Source organism: Mesorhizobium sp. WSM4837, assembly GCF_055811435.1.
In genome coordinates this window covers 71,871-90,614 of the sequence record NZ_JBVVQE010000010.1, presented here as the reverse complement: position 1 = coordinate 90,614, position 18,744 = coordinate 71,871, and the positions used below count along the sequence as shown (strand labels likewise).

The 18,744-nt window shown below is 64.7% G+C and carries 21 protein-coding genes; 10 read left to right on the top strand and 11 right to left on the bottom strand.

The genetic code is table 11. From position 1 onward, the window contains the following. Positions 1-17: 17 nt before the first annotated feature. Complete coding sequence (locus AC0L3D_RS08215; RefSeq protein WP_473643829.1) at positions 18-950, bottom strand: hypothetical protein; 933 nt, start codon at positions 948-950, stop codon at positions 18-20. Positions 951-1,268: 318 nt separating this feature from the next. Between AC0L3D_RS08215 and AC0L3D_RS08210 the strand changes: the two genes are divergently transcribed. From AC0L3D_RS08210 to AC0L3D_RS08190, 5 genes are all read left to right on the top strand, one after another. Then, positions 1,269-1,532, top strand: a complete 264-nt coding sequence (locus tag AC0L3D_RS08210) for a hypothetical protein (protein ID WP_473643827.1) — start codon at positions 1,269-1,271, stop codon at positions 1,530-1,532. A 259-nt stretch (positions 1,533-1,791) separates the two neighbouring features. Beyond that, complete coding sequence (locus tag AC0L3D_RS08205) at positions 1,792-2,022, top strand: hypothetical protein (RefSeq protein ID WP_473643825.1); 231 nt, start codon at positions 1,792-1,794, stop codon at positions 2,020-2,022. A gap of 342 nt (positions 2,023-2,364) precedes the next feature. Then, complete coding sequence (locus tag AC0L3D_RS08200) at positions 2,365-2,586, top strand: alkylphosphonate utilization protein (RefSeq protein ID WP_027154286.1); 222 nt, start codon at positions 2,365-2,367, stop codon at positions 2,584-2,586. Positions 2,587-2,723: 137 nt separating this feature from the next. Then, the gene (locus AC0L3D_RS08195; protein WP_473643823.1) at positions 2,724-3,086 is read left to right on the top strand and encodes an SPW repeat protein; all 363 of its coding nucleotides are present in this window, start codon (positions 2,724-2,726) and stop codon (positions 3,084-3,086) included. Between the two features lie 542 nt (positions 3,087-3,628). Then, on the top strand, positions 3,629-5,596 hold the full coding sequence (locus tag AC0L3D_RS08190; protein WP_473643822.1) for an acyltransferase family protein: 1,968 nt from the start codon (positions 3,629-3,631) through the stop codon (positions 5,594-5,596). A gap of 45 nt (positions 5,597-5,641) precedes the next feature. On the opposite strand, the gene AC0L3D_RS08185 is transcribed toward AC0L3D_RS08190, so the two are convergent. From AC0L3D_RS08185 to msuE, 5 genes are all read right to left on the bottom strand, one after another. After that, positions 5,642-6,403 carry an ABC transporter ATP-binding protein gene (locus AC0L3D_RS08185; protein ID WP_128170711.1) on the bottom strand — a complete coding sequence of 254 codons (762 nt, stop codon included), beginning with the start codon at positions 6,401-6,403 and terminating at the stop codon, positions 5,642-5,644. 13 nt (positions 6,404-6,416) lie between these two features. Then, positions 6,417-7,415: an ABC transporter substrate-binding protein gene (locus AC0L3D_RS08180; RefSeq protein WP_473643819.1), complete on the bottom strand. Its 999-nt coding sequence runs from the start codon at positions 7,413-7,415 to the stop codon at positions 6,417-6,419. Between the two features lie 74 nt (positions 7,416-7,489). Then, positions 7,490-8,338, bottom strand: a complete 849-nt coding sequence (locus AC0L3D_RS08175; RefSeq protein WP_128170709.1) for an ABC transporter permease — start codon at positions 8,336-8,338, stop codon at positions 7,490-7,492. A gap of 26 nt (positions 8,339-8,364) precedes the next feature. Continuing rightward, complete coding sequence (locus AC0L3D_RS08170) at positions 8,365-9,729, bottom strand: LLM class flavin-dependent oxidoreductase (protein WP_473643817.1); 1,365 nt, start codon at positions 9,727-9,729, stop codon at positions 8,365-8,367. Between the two features lie 54 nt (positions 9,730-9,783). Continuing rightward, positions 9,784-10,335 carry an FMN reductase gene (gene msuE, locus AC0L3D_RS08165; protein WP_128246992.1) on the bottom strand — a complete coding sequence of 184 codons (552 nt, stop codon included), beginning with the start codon at positions 10,333-10,335 and terminating at the stop codon, positions 9,784-9,786. A gap of 231 nt (positions 10,336-10,566) precedes the next feature. Here msuE and AC0L3D_RS08160 point away from each other — a divergent pair, with 231 nt between their 5' ends. Further along, the gene (locus AC0L3D_RS08160; RefSeq protein WP_023799064.1) at positions 10,567-11,163 is read left to right on the top strand and encodes a DUF922 domain-containing Zn-dependent protease; all 597 of its coding nucleotides are present in this window, start codon (positions 10,567-10,569) and stop codon (positions 11,161-11,163) included. Between the two features lie 202 nt (positions 11,164-11,365). Here AC0L3D_RS08160 and epmA read toward each other — a convergent pair whose 3' ends face one another. Then, on the bottom strand, positions 11,366-12,409 hold the full coding sequence (epmA, locus tag AC0L3D_RS08155; RefSeq protein WP_128173020.1) for an EF-P lysine aminoacylase EpmA: 1,044 nt from the start codon (positions 12,407-12,409) through the stop codon (positions 11,366-11,368). A 129-nt stretch (positions 12,410-12,538) separates the two neighbouring features. Here epmA and efp point away from each other — a divergent pair, with 129 nt between their 5' ends. Further along, a complete protein-coding gene (gene efp, locus AC0L3D_RS08150; RefSeq protein WP_023799066.1) occupies positions 12,539-13,105 on the top strand; it encodes an elongation factor P in 567 nt (188 codons plus the stop codon). Positions 13,106-13,390: 285 nt separating this feature from the next. On the opposite strand, the gene AC0L3D_RS08145 is transcribed toward efp, so the two are convergent. From AC0L3D_RS08145 to AC0L3D_RS08135, 3 genes are all read right to left on the bottom strand, one after another. Continuing rightward, positions 13,391-13,663, bottom strand: a complete 273-nt coding sequence (locus AC0L3D_RS08145; RefSeq protein WP_023799068.1) for a hypothetical protein — start codon at positions 13,661-13,663, stop codon at positions 13,391-13,393. A gap of 106 nt (positions 13,664-13,769) precedes the next feature. Next, positions 13,770-14,369, bottom strand: a complete 600-nt coding sequence (locus tag AC0L3D_RS08140) for a DUF6456 domain-containing protein (protein ID WP_023799069.1) — start codon at positions 14,367-14,369, stop codon at positions 13,770-13,772. A 110-nt stretch (positions 14,370-14,479) separates the two neighbouring features. Continuing rightward, a complete protein-coding gene (locus AC0L3D_RS08135) occupies positions 14,480-14,872 on the bottom strand; it encodes a hypothetical protein (RefSeq protein WP_051407815.1) in 393 nt (130 codons plus the stop codon). Positions 14,873-15,332: 460 nt separating this feature from the next. On the opposite strand from AC0L3D_RS08135, the gene AC0L3D_RS08130 reads away from it, so the two are divergent. Next, on the top strand, positions 15,333-16,028 hold the full coding sequence (locus tag AC0L3D_RS08130; protein WP_473531883.1) for an XRE family transcriptional regulator: 696 nt from the start codon (positions 15,333-15,335) through the stop codon (positions 16,026-16,028). Positions 16,029-16,256: 228 nt separating this feature from the next. Here the strand turns inward: AC0L3D_RS08130 and AC0L3D_RS08125 are convergent, their stop codons facing one another. Further along, positions 16,257-16,559, bottom strand: coding sequence for a hypothetical protein (locus AC0L3D_RS08125; protein WP_023799072.1), 303 nt, complete (start codon positions 16,557-16,559; stop codon positions 16,257-16,259). Positions 16,560-16,752: 193 nt separating this feature from the next. On the opposite strand from AC0L3D_RS08125, the gene AC0L3D_RS08120 reads away from it, so the two are divergent. After that, positions 16,753-17,121 (top strand): hypothetical protein, encoded by a 369-nt coding sequence (locus tag AC0L3D_RS08120; protein ID WP_473531882.1) that lies wholly within the window; start codon positions 16,753-16,755, stop codon positions 17,119-17,121. 325 nt (positions 17,122-17,446) lie between these two features. Beyond that, positions 17,447-18,688 carry a DNA polymerase IV gene (gene dinB, locus AC0L3D_RS08115; RefSeq protein ID WP_287345379.1) on the top strand — a complete coding sequence of 414 codons (1,242 nt, stop codon included), beginning with the start codon at positions 17,447-17,449 and terminating at the stop codon, positions 18,686-18,688. Positions 18,689-18,744: the final 56 nt, after the last annotated feature.

Below are 18,744 nucleotides of genomic sequence, written 5' to 3'. Positions count from 1 at the left end.
AGAAGACGAGGTCAGGCTTAATCCGAATGACGCAGCCAATGTCGGTCGAACACGTCGAGGATGGCTCGGAACTCGGCCGGCGGGATCTGGCTGGCACCGCCGTCCTTGCTGTCTCCGACGAGGAATTGGGCCAGCTGCCGGTCGACCGTTTCCGGCTGCTCAATTGCCACGCCAAGCGAAGCCAAATCCCTAGCGATCGACGCATCGGGCGGCAGATATCCGCCCCAGGCCTCGGGCGCCGGATTGCGCAAGCGGACGATCAGAATCCTAGTCAGGGATGGCTGCGGCTCCGGGCCGATGATGGTGGTGCCGCACAGGTAGCCGCCTAGCGCGCTTCCGGGCCGCGAGTGCGGAAACAGGCATAAAAAGAACTGCGCCTCGCCGCTGGCTTCCTTCAGATGCGCATAAAGCCCGCGTTTTGCCGACGTCACCTGCCCACCGAGCAGCAGCTGCCCGGTCGGCAAGGTCTCGCGATAAGCGGCGGTCAGGCCGTGCGCCCCCGACCCGGCCGCAATCGACAGGCTGCCCCTGATCAGCTGGCCGCGATAATAGGGCGACAAGGCGCGCGAATAACAGGCGTAGGTTCCGGCAAGGGCCAATCCAAGGCTCCGCTCCTCATGCCCGGCAGCGGTCTCGAAATGCGCACCGGCGCGGCGCTCCAGTTCGGCCCTGTCGATGCCGTGGCGGGCACAGATCGCCGCGGTAAAACCTGGCAGGTCGCTCTCGGCGATCCAGGCGCCGGGCTGCTCCAGCTTGAGAAGCTTCGACCAGTCGTCGTAGACGCTGAGCTCGCGTGGCTGGGCGCGCCCCTGCAGCCATTTATCGGCGCGGCCGAGATCGAACGCCGTCTTCGGGTTGACGCCCCGGAACGCCGCCGCCAAATCCTTGCGGGCGACGGTTCCCAGCAAGGCTGCGGTCAACCGTAACTTCTGCGCGATATGCTGTGCCATCCCCATCTGCCCCTTTATGCCACCGCAAGGCATAACATGTGCCAGCACTTGCTCCCACCGCATTCATTGCCGGCCGGAACTCTCCTAAAGTCCATATTCCAGGAAATCCGCAGAATTCCACGCCGCTCCACGCGCCTGCGCTTTTCGCCCAGCCGGGCGGCGCTAAGGTCGCGCAGGGCAAGGGCAAGTTATGAAACTCACGCTATCTCGCTTGAATACCAACACCCTTCCTCAGTCATTTGAACGACGGCGAAGCCGAGCTCTCGGCACCGGCACAAACCAGCGTAGATGCCGCCTCAACAAGGAAGGAATAATTCGATGTCGTGGATTGCCTCCCCCAAAATCCCTTTCACCGCGGTTGCGGCTGGATCCGCTGCACTGCTGCTGCTGACCTTCGGGCCGGATGGACCGTCGCGTGCCGCTGCCGGCTCGCGCGCGGCAGCGACATATGGCAAGGCGGCTCCTGCGGCGCCGATCATCGATCCGACGCGCATCGAAGTCGACGGCGGCGCGCACGTGATACGCTTTTTCATCGACGGCAAGCAGGTCGCCCTGCTCGACTCGAACGGCTTCAGGGATTGATCTTCACACCAGCGTTGGCCGCGACATTGAGCGGCCAAGCGCGACTGGATGTCTGGGTTCGGTCGCGGCCGCTCCAGGCTTCGGCCTGATGCGGCTGCAAGCCTACACGTGCCGGCACCTGCTCCGTTTCCCCCGTAGCCGCACTTTTCCACAAGCCATATTCCAGGAATTCCAGAGAATTCCACGCCTTTCCACCCTGCGGCGGTGTTTGGGCCGGCGGCTGGGGTTAACCTTACGTTAACCATTGAGGGACGCCGTCATGAAACTTGCTCTATCTGCACTTCTCGCGGTGCTCGCCCTTTCGCAACCCGTCGAGGCTAAAAAGAAAGTCGTTGCCACCGATGCGAAAGCGGCCACGGCCGAGAAAAGCCGGCCGCCGCTCGACAACAAGCCCACTGGTGGGATTACCGACTCCTCCGGCGCGATGGCCACGCCGGTCGACAAAAATGCGTCCAGCACGTATCCGCCGGCGATCTATTTCGATTTCTAGAGTCCATCCATCCCTTGTGGCGGGACTCTATCTTCTTGGTCGACCGTGCCACGCTTGCGGTGCCCGTGATCGACGCGCCCCCTGTTCGACAAGTCACTTGATCGAAGGCCACTTGATCGACCGGCCAGCCGGCGGCGCGCCAGGCTGTGATCCCCACGTTCCCTTGAAATCGGCTTCAATCACGAGGCATTGCCGACTTCGACGGCGATGAGGCCACCTGACATGAGCAACGCGGGTGCCCTGCCGCTTCAGGCGCCAGAGATGGCACAGTTTGCCACCACGCTTGACCTTGCCGCCATCCGCCGGATAGTCCGTTGTCCGGCTTCGATGAAAGACCCTGATATGACAGACGCGATCGTAAGAGACAGCAACGGCGCGCAGTTGAACGAGGGCGATTCCGTCACCCTGATCAAGGATTTGAAGGTCAAGGGCACGTCGGAGACGATCAAGCGCGGCACGCTGGTGAAGAACATCCGCCTCACCGGCAATCCCGGCGAGATCGAGTGCAGCACCAAGCAGGTCAAGGGCCTGGTGCTGAAGACCGAGTTCCTGAAAAAGGCGTGATCGCGCCCGGCACTCGGTGGGTAACCGGCGCCCCGGAGCCACGCCTTGAAAGCGCGCGAAACTGCGATATATCAATGACTAAGCGTGCGTTGCACGCGACGTAGTGCTTTGGTCAAGCTTCATCTGTGGAGGTTGTCATGGCAAACGATCTGATGGAAGGAAAGAAGCCCCAGGATTGGATCAACCTGATCCTAGCGGCATGCCTGTTCATCTCACCCTGGGTTGTCGGCTTCGCTGCTGAAACCGCTGCTGCCTGGAACGCCTGGATTGCCGCGATCTTGCTCGGCGCCCTGGCTCTCGCGGCGCTTTCAGTATTCGCCGAATGGGAAGAGTGGGTGAACCTTGTCGTCGGGCTCTGGCTGATCGCCTCGCCCTGGCTGCTCGGCTTCGTGGCAAACGCCAACGCAATGGCGACCCACATTGTCCTCGGCTTGCTGGTGGTTGCGGCATCGGCCTGGGCACTCTGGGACTCCCGTCATCATCCGCCAGCGCATGCGTGATCGGTGACGACTGATGCATGTCGCCCAAAAGCATGCCCTCGGGCCTGACCCGAGGGCGCGCAGCGGTTTTGGGGTAACGACAGGCACAGAAACAAAGACTTAAAGCGCGTCGATTTCCTTCGAACGCGAGGCGCTTTAAGGGGAGGAGTCCGGCGCGCGAACGGCGGGCTCCTTCTAAAGCCCGAGATCGGGTCCGTTAGAGTATTTTTGCAGCCTGGTGGAATCATTTGGCGTTCAAGAAATGCGGCTAAAGCGAACAGATGGAGCGGGCGCCAGTCAAATTCGCACGCCACCCGCCCGCCGTATCCCGGCCAAATTGTCTTTTTGTGCTCCAAAATCCCGCCGCCCAAAATCCGCCGCCGCGGATGCGGATGGCAGCGCTGGCGCGGCGTTTGCTGAGGACACGCCGACGAGTATGCCGCGCTGCACCCGGCAAACTTCCACTTATGTTGCACTGCGTTAGATTTGTTGCATTGCAATATCAATGCATTGCGTCGAGTCTTCGCACGGGTGGCTTTTCAACGACTTCGCGAGGTTTTGCCGTGTCAGCATCGTTTCGGCCTGATATCGAAGGGCTGCGTGCGTTGGCGGTGTCCGGCGTCGTCGCGTTCCATTTTGGTCTGTCGGACCTGCCTGGCGGCTTCACCGGCGTCGACATCTTCTTCGTCATCTCCGGCTACCTGATCACCGGCCAGCTACTGCGGGAAATCGCCGAGGACGGCAGGCTGGACCTGTGGCGGTTCTATGCAAGGCGCGCCCGGCGCCTGCTGCCGGCCTCGCTGTTCGTCATCTTCGCCACGCTGGTCGCCGGCTACTTCATCCTGTCGCCGGACGAACAGTCGCTCTATTCGAAAGGCGCCATGTTCGCCTCGGCCTATGCGATCAATTTCTGGCTGATACGCTGGTCGTTCGACTATTTCGCCCCCGACGCAGCGAACAACCCCTTCATCCACTTCTGGTCGCTCTCGGTCGAGGAGCAGTTCTATTTCGTATGGCCGGGGCTGCTTCTGCTGGCGGCATGGCTGCGCCCGGGCAAGCGCACGGCGATCCTGGTGATCGGCCTCACCGGCGCGGTGTCGTTCGCCGTCTGCGCCTGGCTCACCACCGTGGCGCAGCCCTGGGCCTTCTATTTTTCGCCGCTCAGGGCCTGGGAATTCGCCGCCGGCGGCCTGGCGACGATGGCGCCGGTAAAATTCTGGCGAGAGCGCCCGCAACTGGGCGCAGCACTGGCATGGCTTGGCCTGGCGCTGATCGCCGGTGCCTATCTGACCTTCAGCGAGCAGGACACTCCCTTCCCCGGCTTTGCGGCGGTGGTGCCGGTGGCCGGCACCGTGCTCCTGCTGCTCAGCGGCTCCGGCAATGTCCAAAGAGGGCCGAGCGCCATGCTGGCGCTGCCGCCCCTGCAATGGGTGGGGAAACTTTCCTACTCACTCTACCTCTGGCACTGGCCGGTCATCGTCTATGCGACGATGATGGTGCCCGACCTGGCCTGGCCGGGGCGGCTTGCCTGCGCCGCATTGACGCTGGCGCTGTCGCTCTTCACCTATAATTTCATCGAAAACCCGATCCGTCGCAATGGCTGGCTGATGGCGAACGCGGCGCGCGCGCTAATCCCCGCCGCAATGCTGACCGGCGCCGGCGTCGTGGCGACTTACGCCAATGCGCGCCTTGCCGTGGACGGCCTCGACCCCTCGCAACGCATCATTGCCGAAACTGCCGCGCAGCCCTCTACCGCGCGCGCCAAGGTAGGCTGCGTTGTCGACTACGAGACAGTGACGCCGAGGGCCTGCGAGTTCGGCGCCAAGAATACCGAGCGCTCGATCGCGCTGTTCGGCGATTCGCATGCCGATCACTGGTCGACGCCGCTGATCGAGGCGGCGAAGAAGAACGACTACAAGGTCGTCACTTGGCTCAAAGCCGCCTGCCGGGCGTCGCGGCTGACGGTCTGGAGCTCGAAGCTGAAGCGCGACTACACCGAGTGCGATCAATGGCGCGAGCAATCGATCAAGGAGATCATCGCCCTGCGCCCGAGCCTGGTGGTGATCTCGGAGATCGCGCTGACCAGTTCGCGCAAACTGTCGCCCGACGCCCGGCAATCCGAAAGCCTCGATCAGGACTGGCAGGGCGGCCTGCGCGCAACGCTGGAGGCGTTCAGCCAGGCCGGGCTGAAAGTCGCCTTCATCCGCGATGTGCCGTTCAACACCATGTTTGTCGACACCTGCGTGGCCCGCGCGCTGTGGCGTGGACAGACGCCATCGGTATGTGACGCGCCGCGAACCGACGCCGCCAACGACGCCATGGCCGCGGTGGAGCGTGACATCGTGCGCGCCGTCCCCAACGCGACCTACATCGACATGACCGACCGGTTCTGCGACGCCAAGACCTGCCATGTCTTCATCGACGGCAAGCTGGCCTATCGCGACCGCCACCACATGGCGACGCCCTTTGCGCAAACGCTGGAGCCGACGGTCGAGCGCGCGCTTTTCTCGACCGGGGCGGCCGGGAAGTAAGGCGCGCAAGACGCGCCTTTCACCAGCGTCTCGGTGCCCCCAGTCTCAGTGCAAGCCAAACTCGCGCAGCAGTTCTTCGCGGTAGCGCACGAACTGGCTCTCGCTGCGATCGCGGGGGCGCGGCAGTTCAACCTCGACCAGCCGTACAGTGCCGCCCTTCTCCCTGGGCAGGATCAGCACCCTGTCGGCAAGATAGATCGCTTCTTCCAGATCATGGGTGACCATGACCATGGTGACGTTCTCCTCGCTCCAGATGCGCGCCAGTTCCTCCTGCATGCCGATCTTGGTCATGGCGTCGAGCGCGCCTAGCGGCTCGTCGAGCAGCAGGATTTCAGGTTGCACGGTCAAGGCCCGGGCAATGCCGACGCGCTGTGCCATGCCGCCCGAAAGCTGCCTGGGATAGGCATCGCTGAATTCGGCCAGGCCGACGAGCGCGGTATAGAAGCGGGCCTTGTCCTCGGCCTCCGCCTTGGGCACGCCCCGCACTTCGAGGCCAAAGGCGACGTTGCCGAGCACCGTCAGCCAGGGCAGCAGGCGCGGTTCCTGGAAGATGACCGCGCGCTCGGCGCCGACGCCATGGACCGGCCTGCCGTCGATCGCGACACCGCCGCTGTCGGCGGCCTCAAGACCGGCAAGGATGCGCAGCAGCGTGGTCTTGCCCGATCCGCTGGCGCCGACGATGACGAGACATTCGCCGGAGCGGATGTCGAGGTTGAGCGCCCTCAGCACGGCAAGCGGGCGCCCGCCGAGGGTGAAGGATTTGGAGAGGTCGCGTATCGTGACCTCGCCGCCGCTTGTGCTGGCCATGGCCGTCTCCCGATCAATTGGTTTTCGTTTCGCCGCGCCCGTAAAGAATATCCGCGGCTTTCAGCCTGCCCTTGGGCAGCCGGCCGTCGCGCTCGAGCACGCTGACCCAGAAGTCTATGTCGCGGTCGTCAGCCTTCGCCCCTTCGCGCAGGCCGAAGCCGGTCCAGTAGCGCGCCAGCTCGCCAGTTTCGCCGCGTTTATCGAGGATCTCCGCAAGCACCTTGCGCGCCTCGTTCGTGTTCTGGCGCGACCAGTCGGCGGCGCGGGCCGACTGTTCGACGAAATTGCGGGCGCCGTCCGGATGCCCCGCGATGAAGTCGCGCCGCAGGACAATGAAGCCGCCGGCCAGTTCGCCCAGCACGTCGGTGTCGTTGAACACGCCGCGCACACCGCCCTTGTCGACCAGCGCGCCGGCAAACGTCGCCTGCCAGTAGCCCAGTGCCGCGATATCGACCTGGCGTGACCGCAAGGTCTGTTCGAGCTGCGGCCCGGGCACGACGACGAGGTTGGCGGCATCAGGCGGCAGGCCGACGCCGTGCAGCGCCTCGCGGACGGTATAGTCGAGATGGGCGCCGAGCGTGTTGACCGCAATGGTCTTGCCGGCGATGTCGGCAATCGATTTGATCGGGCTGTCTTCCAGCACGTAGAAGACGCTGCGCACTTGGCCGTTGATGCCGTTGCTTGGATAGGCAGCGACGAAGTCGTTGCCGCCGGAGATCGAATTGATCACCGCAGCGGTTGCGGCCGAGCCGAGATCGACGCTGCCGGAGGCGAGCGCGAACAGCGATTCCGGGCCGCCGCTGGAGTAGCCGACATTCTCAAGCTTGACGCCGACGTCCTTGAAATAGCCGAGGGCATCCGCCAGCTCATGCGGCGAGATGCTGCCACGGCTGGCGAGGTAGCGCAACGTGACCGGCGCGGCTTGCGCAACGGCAAAGCGAGGCAGGCCGGTGGCGATGATGCCGGCGGCAAAGGGAGCGCCCGCAAGCAGGGAACGGCGAGTGATTGGCATGGTCCGGACTTTCGTGTTGGAGGATGGGGCCTGTTGGAGAATGGGGCCTGTTGGAGAGGATGGTTGAAAGCTGGTCAGTCGATGGGATTGCTCCAGCGGCAGAGCCGCCGCTGCAGGCTGACCAGCGCCTGGTTGGCGATCAGGCCGAGGCCGGCAAGGATGACGATCGCTGCAAACATCAGCGGGATCTGGAAGTTGTACTGCGCGTTCATCACCTGGAAGCCGATGCCCTTGTTGGCGCCGATCATTTCGGATGCAATCAGCAACAAGAGCGCCGTGGTCGCACTCAGCCTCAAGCCGACGAAGATCGAAGGAACGGCCCCCGGAAGCACGACCCGGCGAAACGCGGTGAGCCGCGTGGCGCCGTAGACCCGGGCCATCTCGAGCAGTTTCGGATCGACTTGCTTGACGCCGCTGATGGTGTTGAGCAGCAGCGGAAACAGCGTCGCCCAGAAGATGACGAAGACCTTTGATGCCTCCCCCAGCCCGAGCAGCAGGATGAACACCGGGTAGAGCGCCAGCGCCGAGGTCTGCCGGAAAACCTGCAGGATCGGGTCAAGCGCGGTTTCGACGGCGCGCACCTGGCCCATGAACAGACCAAGCGGGATGGCAACCGCCACCGCCGCCGCGAAGGCGAGGCCGGCGCGCTGCAGGCTGATGGCGATGTCGCCAAGCAAGGTGCCGCCGGCCAGACCATTCCACAGTGCGGAGACGATCGTGTCGACCGGCGGCAGCACCGCGGCGTTGACCCATCCCGCGCTGCTCGACACCTGCCAGATCGCGAGGAAGGCGATCAGGATGCCGTAGCGGGACAGGAAGCGGATGACAGTGCGGTTGGCCAGGCGCGGGAAATCGGCGCCAAGGCCGGTTCTGCCGCCATGTGCATCGATCGTCACCCGCTGCTCGATGTGTTGCAAACTCATCGTCTTGCCCTTTGCTTCAAGAGAATCTATTCGGCGGCCATCACCTTGGAGCGGGCGGCGGTCCAGGGGTTTTCCGGCCGCCTGAGGCCGAGATTCTCGCGCAGCGTCCTGCCCTCGTAGGCGGTGCGGAACAGGCCGCGACGCTGCAGTTCGGGGATCACCAGGTCGACGAAATCGTCGAGCCCGCCAGGCAACCACGGCGGCAGGATGTTGAAGCCGTCGGCGGCTTCGTTGCCGAACCATTCCTCCAGCTGATCGGCAACCTGCGCCGCGCTGCCGATCACGGTGTAGTGGCCGCGGGCCGTCGCCACCCACTGGTAGAGCTGGCGGATGGTGAAGTTGTGCTCGTCGGCAATCTGGCGGATCAGCGCCTGGCGGCTCTTCATGCCTTCGGTTTCCCGGCTCGGCGGCAGCGGTCCGTCGAGCGGGTAACCCCGGATGTCGAGCGTCTGGCCGGCCAGCCCATTGAGCAGGGCCACGCCATCCTCGGGCAGGATCAGCTCGTTCAGCTGCTGGTACTTGGCGCGGGCTTCCTCTTCGGTGCGGCCGACGAAGGGGGCTACGCCCGGCATGATCAGCACCTGCCCGGGGTCGCGGCCGACTGCCGCCACGCACGCCTTGATATCGCGGTAGAATTCTTGCGCCGAGGCCAGGTTCTGATGGGCGGTGAAGATGACCTCAGCCGACTGGGCGGCGAGCTTGCGTCCGTCCTCCGACTGCCCGGCCTGCACCACCACCGGGTGGCCCTGCACTGGGCGCGGCACATTGAGCGGACCTTTGATGCTGAAATGCCGGCCCTTGTGGTCGATGTCGTGAAGCTTGTCCTTGTCGTAGAAGCGCCCCGACTTCTTGTCGCGGATGAAGGCATCGTCTTCCCAGCTGTCCCACAGCGCCTTGACCGTCTCGACATGTTCATGCGCGCGGGCATAACGCTCGGCGTGGGCAGGCTGCGTCTCGCGATTGAAATTGCGCGCGGTCTCGTCACCCGCCGAGGTCACGACATTCCAGCCGGCCCGGCCGTTCGACAGCAGGTCGAGCGAGGCGAACTTGCGGGCGAGCGTATAGGGCTCCTCATAGGTGGTGGAGGCGGTGGCGATGAAGCCCAGATGCGTGGTGAGCGGCGCCAATGCGGCAAACAGCGTCACCGGCTCGAACCCGGCGATCTTGGCATTGCCGCCTTCGCGGGCGCCGAGGCCGACGGTCAGATTGTCGGCCAGGAAATAGGCGTCGAACAGGCCGCGCTCGGCCGTCAGCGCGAGCTGCCTGTGGAACTCGAAATTCGTCGCGCCGTCGGCCGGCGCGTCAGGATGGCGCCAGGCTGCGATATGCTGTCCGCCACCGGGCAGGAAAGCACCAAGCTTGATCTGCCTCGACTTGCTGGGTCTGGTCATTGCGGGCTCCTTCTGAGCTGTGCGGGCAGCGAATTGAGGACACGGGGCCGGTATTCAGGCGGCAAGACCGACGCTGCGTGGCACCGCACGGCATGCTTCGGCGACCGCTTGGCTGGCGCGAGCATGGATGGCTTCGGACACCAGCACGCCGTTGGCGAAGTCCTTGTCGGAGGCGTAGATCGCGGTCGGCAGGGTCAAAGCCTCGAAGAAGCCGAACAGCGGCCGCAGCTGATGTTCGACCACCAGCGAATGACGATCGCCGCCGCCGGTTGCAGCAAGGATCACCGGCTTTCCCCGCAGGGATGACGGGTCGAGCAGGTCGAAGAAATGCTTGAAAAGCCCGGTGTAGCTGCCTTTGAAAGTCGGCGAGCCAACCACCAGAACGTCGGCGCCCAGCAATCGCTCGACGATGTTCCTGGCCGATGGATCCAGATCGCCAATGCGCCTTGCCAGCGGAAACGACCGACCGAGATCCTCGATGTCGAAAACGGTCGAGGCTGCACCGGTGCTGCTCGCCACCTCCGCAACGATGTGGCTGATGAACGCCTTGGTCTTCGACGGACGGGTCAGGTTGCCCGACAGCCCCACCACCAGATTTTTCGACATTTGGGCTCCTCGCAAAACGCTTGTGTGCGTTAACTCTACTAAGTTTATAGAGTTTAATGAGAAAGAAGATTTCAAAACGAGCCCGCCAAGCGGATTGAGTTTGCGGCACATCGCCGTTGATTGGTTCTTTCGACGCGAAATGCGAACGGCGAGTTCGGCAACGGCGCCTTGACCGCATTCCGGCCATGCGTTGATGATCTCACACCAAAGGCATCGCCCCGGAGGATTCGCATGAAAACAGCCGTTCTGACCTACCTGCTCCTGGCCATTTTGCTGGCGTCGCCGGCGCAGGCGGGCTGGAAGCCGGTCGAGAAGGTCGAGACCTACGCCGTTTCAGGGCAGACCGGTCCCCAGCTCCATGCCTCGATGGGCGAGCGCGGTCCGACGATCGGCAAAAGCAGGGTCCGCGCCATGGCCTATACCAATTTCAAGCTGACCTGGGTCAGGGACTATCAGCGGCAAGGCAATGCCTGTGTGCTGGTGTCGGCGCGCCCAAAACTCATCATAACCTATACCTTGCCCAAAGCGTCCGGGCCGGTGCCGGCCGCCGTGCAGAAGAGCTGGGACGTTTTCGCCGCTGGCCTCGCCGCCCACGAAAAGGTGCATGGCGACATCATCGTCGACATGGTCCGCAAGATCGAGACGGCGACCATCGGCCTGTCCGTCGCCGACGATCCCGGCTGCAAAAAGATCAGGACCGAAATGACCACGCGGCTTGCCGAACTCTCCCAGGCGCAGCGGCAGGCAAGCCGCGATTTCGACCGGGTAGAATTCGCCCCGCGCGGCAATCTGCAGCGGCTGATCGTCGCTTTGCTGATGGGGCGGTAGTATTGTGACGCCTGAGCGAGGCACCCCCCTCTGCCCTGCCGGGCATCTCCCCCTCAAGGGGGGAGATTGCGCCTTCGCGTCGCTCCGGCCTCAATCGCCGATGTTGAAGGACGAGGTGCGGCGTTGCGGTCAGCCAATCTCCCCCCTTGAGGGGGAGATGCCCGGCAGGACAGAGGGGGCGCCGTAGAGTGCAGGCCTCGCCTCACCCCGTCACCGGCGTCCACATCACATCCTCGACCCGCATCGCCCCCGTCGCCAGCATCACCAGCCGGTCGAAGCCGAGTGCGGCGCCGCTTGCCTGCGGCATGATGGCCAGTGCGGCGAGGAAATCCTCGTCGATCGGATAGCGTTCGCCGTAGATGCGCTGCTTCTCGTCCATTTCGAGGATGAAGCGCCGGCGCTGCTCGTCGGCGTCGGTCAGCTCGCCGAACGCATTGGCCAGCTCGACGCCGCAGCAATAGAGCTCGAAGCGCTCGGCGGTCCTCGGGTCATCGGCGCTCGGCCGGGCAAGGGCGGCCTCCGAGATCGGATAGCCGTAAAGAATGGTGGCGCGCCCCTGCCCCAGCGCCGGCTCGATCTTTTCCACCAGCACCCGACTGAACAGATCGGCCCAATTGTCGTCGGGCGCGGTGCGCAAGCCCGCCTGGACCAGAGCCGCATGCAGCGCCTCACGATCGGTGCTGCCGTCGGCGGCGACCGTGACCAACAGATCGATACCGGCATAGCGGATAAAAGCCTCGGCGACGTTCAACCGTTCCGGCTCGGCGAACGGATCGGCCTCGCGGCCGCGAAAGGCGAAGCGTTTCGTGCCGGCGCGCTCGGCGGCCAGCGCGACAAGCCCGGCGCAATCCTGCATCAGGCTGTCGTAGGTCTCATCGGCCCGGTACCATTCGAGCATGGTGAAGGACGGATGGTGCAATGGGCCGCGCTCGCGGTTGCGATAGACGGCACTCAGGCTGAAGATGCGTTTCTCGCCGGCGGCGAGCAGCTTTTTGCAGGCGAATTCCGGCGAGGTGTGCAAATAGAGCGGCTGGTGCCGCCCATCTGGGCCGAGCGCCTCGGTGGCGAAGGCCGACAGATGCGCCTCGTTGCCGGGCGAGACCTGCAGCGCCGCGGTCTCGACTTCAACGAAGTCGCGGCGGGCAAACCAGTCGCGCACGGCCGCGGTGATGGCGTTGCGCAGGATCAACCGCGGCCGCCGGTCGGCGTGAACATCAGGCGTCCACCAGGGCGAGGCGGCGGTCATGGCGACAGGATTTGCATCGAGGACTGGCGATTGCCGCCAAGATGCGCTAGGCCGCACCGAACGGCTCCCGCAGCCGATTTGCGCCATTCGGCGCTCCCAGGCCAATCAACGCTGTTAGGAATAAAGCCCGTGAAGGTCATCGCCAGTTCCCTACGCAAAGGCAATGTCGTCGAAAAGGACGGCAAGCTCTATGTGATCCTCTTTGCCGAAAACATCCATCCGGGCAAGGGCACGCCGGTGACCCAGCTCGACATGCGCCGCATCTCCGACGGGGTGAAGGTTTCGGAGCGCTACCGCACCACCGAGCAGGTCGAGCGCGCCTATGTCGAGGAGCGCGAGCATACCTTCCTCTACCACGACGCCGAAGGCTATCATTTCATGAACCCGGAAAGCTATGACCAGGTCGCGGTGCCGGAAAGCGTGGTCGGCGAGATGGCGCCCTATCTCAAGGAAGGCATGGCGGTGCAGATTTCACAGTACAACGGCATCGCCATCTCGCTGGTGCTGCCGCAGCGCGCCACCTTCGAGGTGGTCGAGACCGAGCCGGTGACCAAGGGCCAGACGGCGTCCTCATCCTACAAGCCGGCGACGCTGTCCAACGGCGTGCGCACGCTGGTTCCGCCGCACATCACCGCCGGCACCCGCGTGGTGGTGATGACGGCTGATGCCGCCTATGTGGAGCGCGCCAAGGACTGAGAGGCAGGATCATTTCTGTCGTCGCTGAAGGTGTCGCGCGCGATGAATGCCAAGGCGCAACTCACGCCGGTGCCGCCATGCGTGCCGTCTCCTTCACTGAACAGTGCAGATTCAGCCAAGGATGAAACCCGCCACCAGAACCGTAAGGATCATCGACAGCGGGACGGCAAGCAGGCAGCAGGCCTCCAAGGTGTTGATTTGCCAAGAGTTCATCGGGCGCTTCCCAGTTGGTTTCCTGTCTAAACGGTCAGACCGGGATGGCAGTTCCACGAAAAATCTCCCGCGTCATTCCGTGCCACGATCATGCCGATCGACACGAACCTCGGTCATCCAGCGGGCACGCGCCAGATGCGTCGCCCAGGCGCGGAATGCCCGTTCTGGCTCCTGCTCCGGGTCAATGTGCAGGACGGTGTGGGCGACCTCACGCCAATCGGCGCTGTCCGCCGAAGCATCGAGCAGCCGGATGTAAGTCAGCATGCAGTGCTCGTCATACGCGGTCAGCGCCGAAGACGTCGGCGCCGTATCTGCGAAATGAGCGTTTTGCGGCATCTTTGGCATTGTGATTTACCAGCAATGGCGCAGCGTAACAGGCCGTCGGGAAACCCGCGCCCTTCAATTGGAGGACGCTGGCCAAAACGCATTGCCAAACGCCCCGTTTGCCCCTTCACCGCGGCCGCCGCATCAGCATCATGCCGTAATGCACCGCCAGCAAGTCCAGCCCGATTTTGAGCAGTTTCGACAGCACATCCCGCGGCTCGCCGGTCTGTTCGGCCAGGCTCTTCACCGTTTCGCCGGCGCAGCAGACTTTTTGCACCACGACCGACACCTCCCAATGCGCAAGCGCCCTGGTGGCGTCGGCATAGGCGCGGCCGGCGGACAGGATGCGGTCGGCAACGCCGCCGCCGATGGGTCCGCCGTCGACGCGCTCGATCAGCGCCATCGGCTTGACGCCGTCCTGTGCCGAGACGCGAAAATCCTCGCGGTAGCGCATGCCCGCCTCGCGCTGCTGGCGCGACAGCGAGGTGATGCCGGTCAGCGGGTCGACATTGCGCACCCGCACAATCCCGCCGGTCGCGGTGTGGCCGTTATTGGACACCTCATAGACGCGCCTCGCCTCCAGCGTGCCGGTCGCCAGCCGCTTGCGGCCAAAGGCATCGTCCTTCAGCGCGAAATCATGACCGACCTGCTTGCGGATGCGCACCTGCTCGGCCTCGCCCGTGGGTAATTTGGGCGGTTTGGCCTTTTGGGCGGTCTTCTTGCTCATCTGTGGCTCCTCGTTTCATTGCTGTCTTCGCAGAACCTGGGCTCCTCCGCGCAGCGGGGGCGAGGAACCGGGCCGCCGTGCTTGGCGAGAAGACTCTCGACCGATGCCGCTCACGCTGCGTCCGCGAGAGCCGTACGGCGATGGTCGCAGAACCGCGCCGCGTGATAGGCGCAGTAGCTTTTCAGCGGCCGCGTGCGCAAGCCGCAGCACAGCATCGCCAGTGCCGGCCGGCTGCCGGGCGCGTCGTTTTCGGGATTTTGCTCGAGCGTCAGGTCGAGCGGTGCGCGGCAGCGGTTGAACAGGCAGTCGATGAAGCGCATGGCCGCGACATGCGGCTGGCGCCCGACGGCGGCAGCGGGGCGCGGCGACGGCAGCTTGAGGGCCTCGCCGTCGGGCCCTTGGATCTCGCGCACCAACGGGCGCTGCGGCAGCCAGACCGGCGGCGCCAGCCTGGCCGGCGTGCGGGCGATGCTTTGCAATTTTGTGTCGGTATAGGCGGGCATGATGTTCTTCCATCGAGATCGAAAGGGTTGCGTAGATGCCGAAGCTGCCCCCTCTCCCCGTTCACGGGGAGAGGATGCCGGCAGGCAGGTGAGGGGCGGCGCGGCGTCGCCGATTACCTCTCCCAGGGGAAACCGCCCTGCCCGTGCGCCGGGCGAAGACGATGACCGTGCCGTCCTCGGTGCGGCTGCACGAAAGGCCCGCATTGCACGCGCCGAAATTCGGGGCCGGAGCCGTGAGGGGACGGCTCCGGCCGTTCCGGTCGCCGCCGCTGACGGCAGGGCCACCGGATCCGAGGCGCGAGCCTCGGGCTTCGTCCCGGCCGGGGAGGAGGACAGCCGGGACGGATGGGAAAGCGAGATGGAGCGTGGCTTGTGCATGGCTATATATAAGCATAACTCAAAAAATTATGCAAGCCATTCTTTCATGGACGAAACCGATTCTTATGTTTCAGATGGCGCCATGGCGAAAACCTCATTGTCGATCAAGGTCGGGGCGGCGATCCGCAAGGCGCGCAAGCAGCGCGGCCTGGTGATGCGCCATATTGCCGAGCACAACGACACCGACGTCGCCGCTGTCGGCAATTGGGAAACCGGCCGCAACCTGCCGAAAACCGAGAACCTTTTGAAGACCGCCGCCTTCCTGCGCGTCGACCCGGTGGCGCTCGGCAAGGGCGAGGTCGTCTTCCTCGACGACGCCGACAATGTCGCCGACGCCGAGATCGTCACCGACGCCGCCCCCCTGCCCGCCGGCCCGATGGACATCGAGCTTCTGGGTGCCGCGGTCGGCGGCGACGACGGTGACTTCACCTTCAACGGCGAGGTCGCCGGCTATGTCCAGCGCCCGCCCGGCATCGCCCATCTGCGCAAGGTGTTCGCCCTGCACGTGCTCTCCGACTCGATGGTGCCGCGCTACGAGCCCGGCGAGATGCTCTATTGCGGCGGCCGCGACGCTGTGCCCGGCGACCACGTGGTGGTCGAGATGTTTCCCGAGGAAAACGAGCGCAACGGCAAGGCCTTCATCAAAAAGCTGGTCAAGCGGACCGCCGCCGAGTTGGTCGTCGAGCAGTACAATCCGCCGAAGTCGCTGACCTTCAACCGCTACGCGATAAAACACGTCTGGCGCGTCATCCCGCTCAAGGAACTGCTGGGGTACTAGGGCGGCGGCGGAGCGCGCCCTTCTCCCCTAGTGGGAGAAGGTGGATCGGCGCGTAGCGCCGAGCCGGATGAGGGGTGCTGGACGGAATGAGGCATCGGCAATCCGTCGCCTTCGCTTCACTTCCCTGGAGCAAAGGCAGGCGTTGGCGATCCGTCCAACACCCCTCATCCGACCTCGCTTCGCGAGGCCACCTTCTCCCACAAGGGGAGAAGGAATCGCCACTCCCCATCAAGCCCGCCTGGATCTCTCCAGCGGAACCTCGCGCTCGCCAAGCATCCGCGCCTCGGCGCGGCGCTGCTGCCGCTCGTCGATGAACGCCGCCTGGATCGAGACCGCCGCGCCCGGCAGGCCATCGGCGCGACAGGCCGAGCAGCGAAGCCGCCCCGACAGCGCCGCCAGCGGCGTCTGCGCGGTCACCCCGAATCGCCTCAGCTCCGCCGGCTTCCACCATCTGTTTCGACCGCAATCGATACACTCGACCGCGATCGAGACGACCTCGGCGATCGTTGCTTCCTTGCCCGGCAATGCCATCGTCCCTGGTGCCTCGGTTCCTGTTTTGTTCACATCATTAGGGGTTTTTCCCGAAGAGTCGAGTCGGTTCCGCTCAACCCGTGCAAAAGTTTAACTTGTGCCAATTTTCGAGTTATGCTTATATAAAATACTCCAGACGAACGGGCGACGGGACCGGGTCTCCGTCGCGCCGCCGCCAGCCAAGGAGACGAAGATGGACGCCCTCTCCGCCCAGTTCGCCCGCGATTGCGGCTATACCAGCGACAGCCCGGCCATGCTCGCCGCCCTCGCGGCTATCCGCCTCGACGGCATAGGCCGGGCGCGCCTCGGCCATGGCCAGCGCAAGGCGCTGGTCGACCGGCTGAAGCTCGGCGAGGCCTTGTTCGTGGCGGCGATCCGCCCGGCGCAGTCGACTGAGGAGGCGCTCGAGGACGCCGCCCGCTTCATCGCCTGTTATCGCAATATGCCGCGCTGGCGCCAGGAAAGGCGCGGCGCCGATCTCGCCCGCGCCAGGCAGCAGCTTCTGCTGGCGCGCTTCTTCCGCCGCTACGGCCACCGCCTCTGGGCACGGCAGGCGGCGTAGGCTGGAGGTGAGTAACGTCGGCGCTGCCGCGCTGCCGGCACCTTCTCCCCGTATGGTGACGGGGAGAAGGGGCTGGCCGCAGCGTCGGCTCCATTTCTGAACGCCAGAGATTGGCGAAATCCTTTGCGAAGTGTCCCATCTCCCCGTTCCTATACGGGGAGAAGTGCCCGGCAGGGCGATGAGGGGCAGCGCAGACCTGAAGCGATTACCCTCCACCTGCCCTCCACGCTCCTTGACAATCCGCCCTATTTGTTCTCTTTATGTTCGCACAAAACCCACCCTCAGGACAATGCGGCGTTCGAACCGCCGCGGGCGAACGGGCCGGATGGAAGCCAACATCCTCCACGCTGATCTGGACGCTTTCTATGCCTCGGTCGAACAGTTGCTCGACCCCGCCCTGCGCGGCAAGCCGATCGCCGTCGGCGGCGGCGTCGTCTTGGCCGCGTCCTACGAGGCCAGGGCTTTTGGCGTGCGCGGCGGCATGCCGGGGCGGCGCGCGCGGGAACTCTGCCCCGGGCTGATTTTCGTCGGCGGCCATTTCAAGGACTATCAGCGGCTCGGCGATGCGGCTATTCAAGTGCTCGGCGATTTTACCCCGGTGGTCGAGCGGATTTCCATCGATGAGGCCTTTGCCGACGTCGCCGGCTGCACCCACCTGTTCGGCCCGCCGGCCGAGATCGCGACAACCATCCGCCGCCGCGTGCGGGCCGAGCTTGGCTTGCCGATCTCGGTCGGCGTGGCGCGCACCAAGCACCTGGCCAAGATCGCCTCGCAGGTGGCCAAGCCCGACGGGCTGGTAGTGGTCGATCCGCGCCACGAGCTGGAGTTCCTTCACGATCTGCCGGTCGAGCTGATGTGGGGCGTCGGTCCGGTCACCAGGGAGCGGCTGGCCGGCATTGGTGTGCGCACCATCGGCGAACTGGCGAAGACCAATGGTGGGTCGCTGGAGCGTCTGCTCGGCCCGGCGGCAGGTGAAAAACTCAACGCGCTGGCCTGGAACCGCGATCCGCGAAAACTCGAGACGCAGCGCCGGGCACGATCGGCCGGCGCGCAATCGGCGCTCGGCAGGAAACCGGCCGAGGCAAAAATCTTCGTACCCACCCTGCTGCATCTGGCCGACAGGGTCGCCACCAGGCTGCGGGCGAAATCCCGGCCCGGCCGCACGGTGACGGTCCGCGTCCGCTTTGCCGATCTGCGCTCGGTGACGCGTTCGATCACGCTCGACCAGCCGATTTCGGCAACCGCGATGCTGGCCGAGATCGCCGAGGCGCTGGTGCGCAAGGTGCTTGTCGATCATCCGCACGAAAAGACCATTTCGCTGCTGGCGATCGCCGTCTCGCATCTGGAGAAGCAGCCGGCCCTGCAGCTGGAACTGCCGCTCGGCCTCGATGACGACCGCCTCCGCCCCGGCACCAGGAAGGGTGCGGCGCGCTGGACCGCGGACCACGCCATCGACAAGATCCGCGACCGCTTCGGCTGGGAGGCGGTCGGCTATGCCTCGGTCGCGCTCGGCCAATCGCGATCGGTCCCCGATGCGTTTCGCGAGCTGGCCGAAAAGGAATTGTAAGTAAGGGAAGGCAGTAGGCAGTAGGGGAGTAGGGGAATGGCCCCTGGAATGGCTTC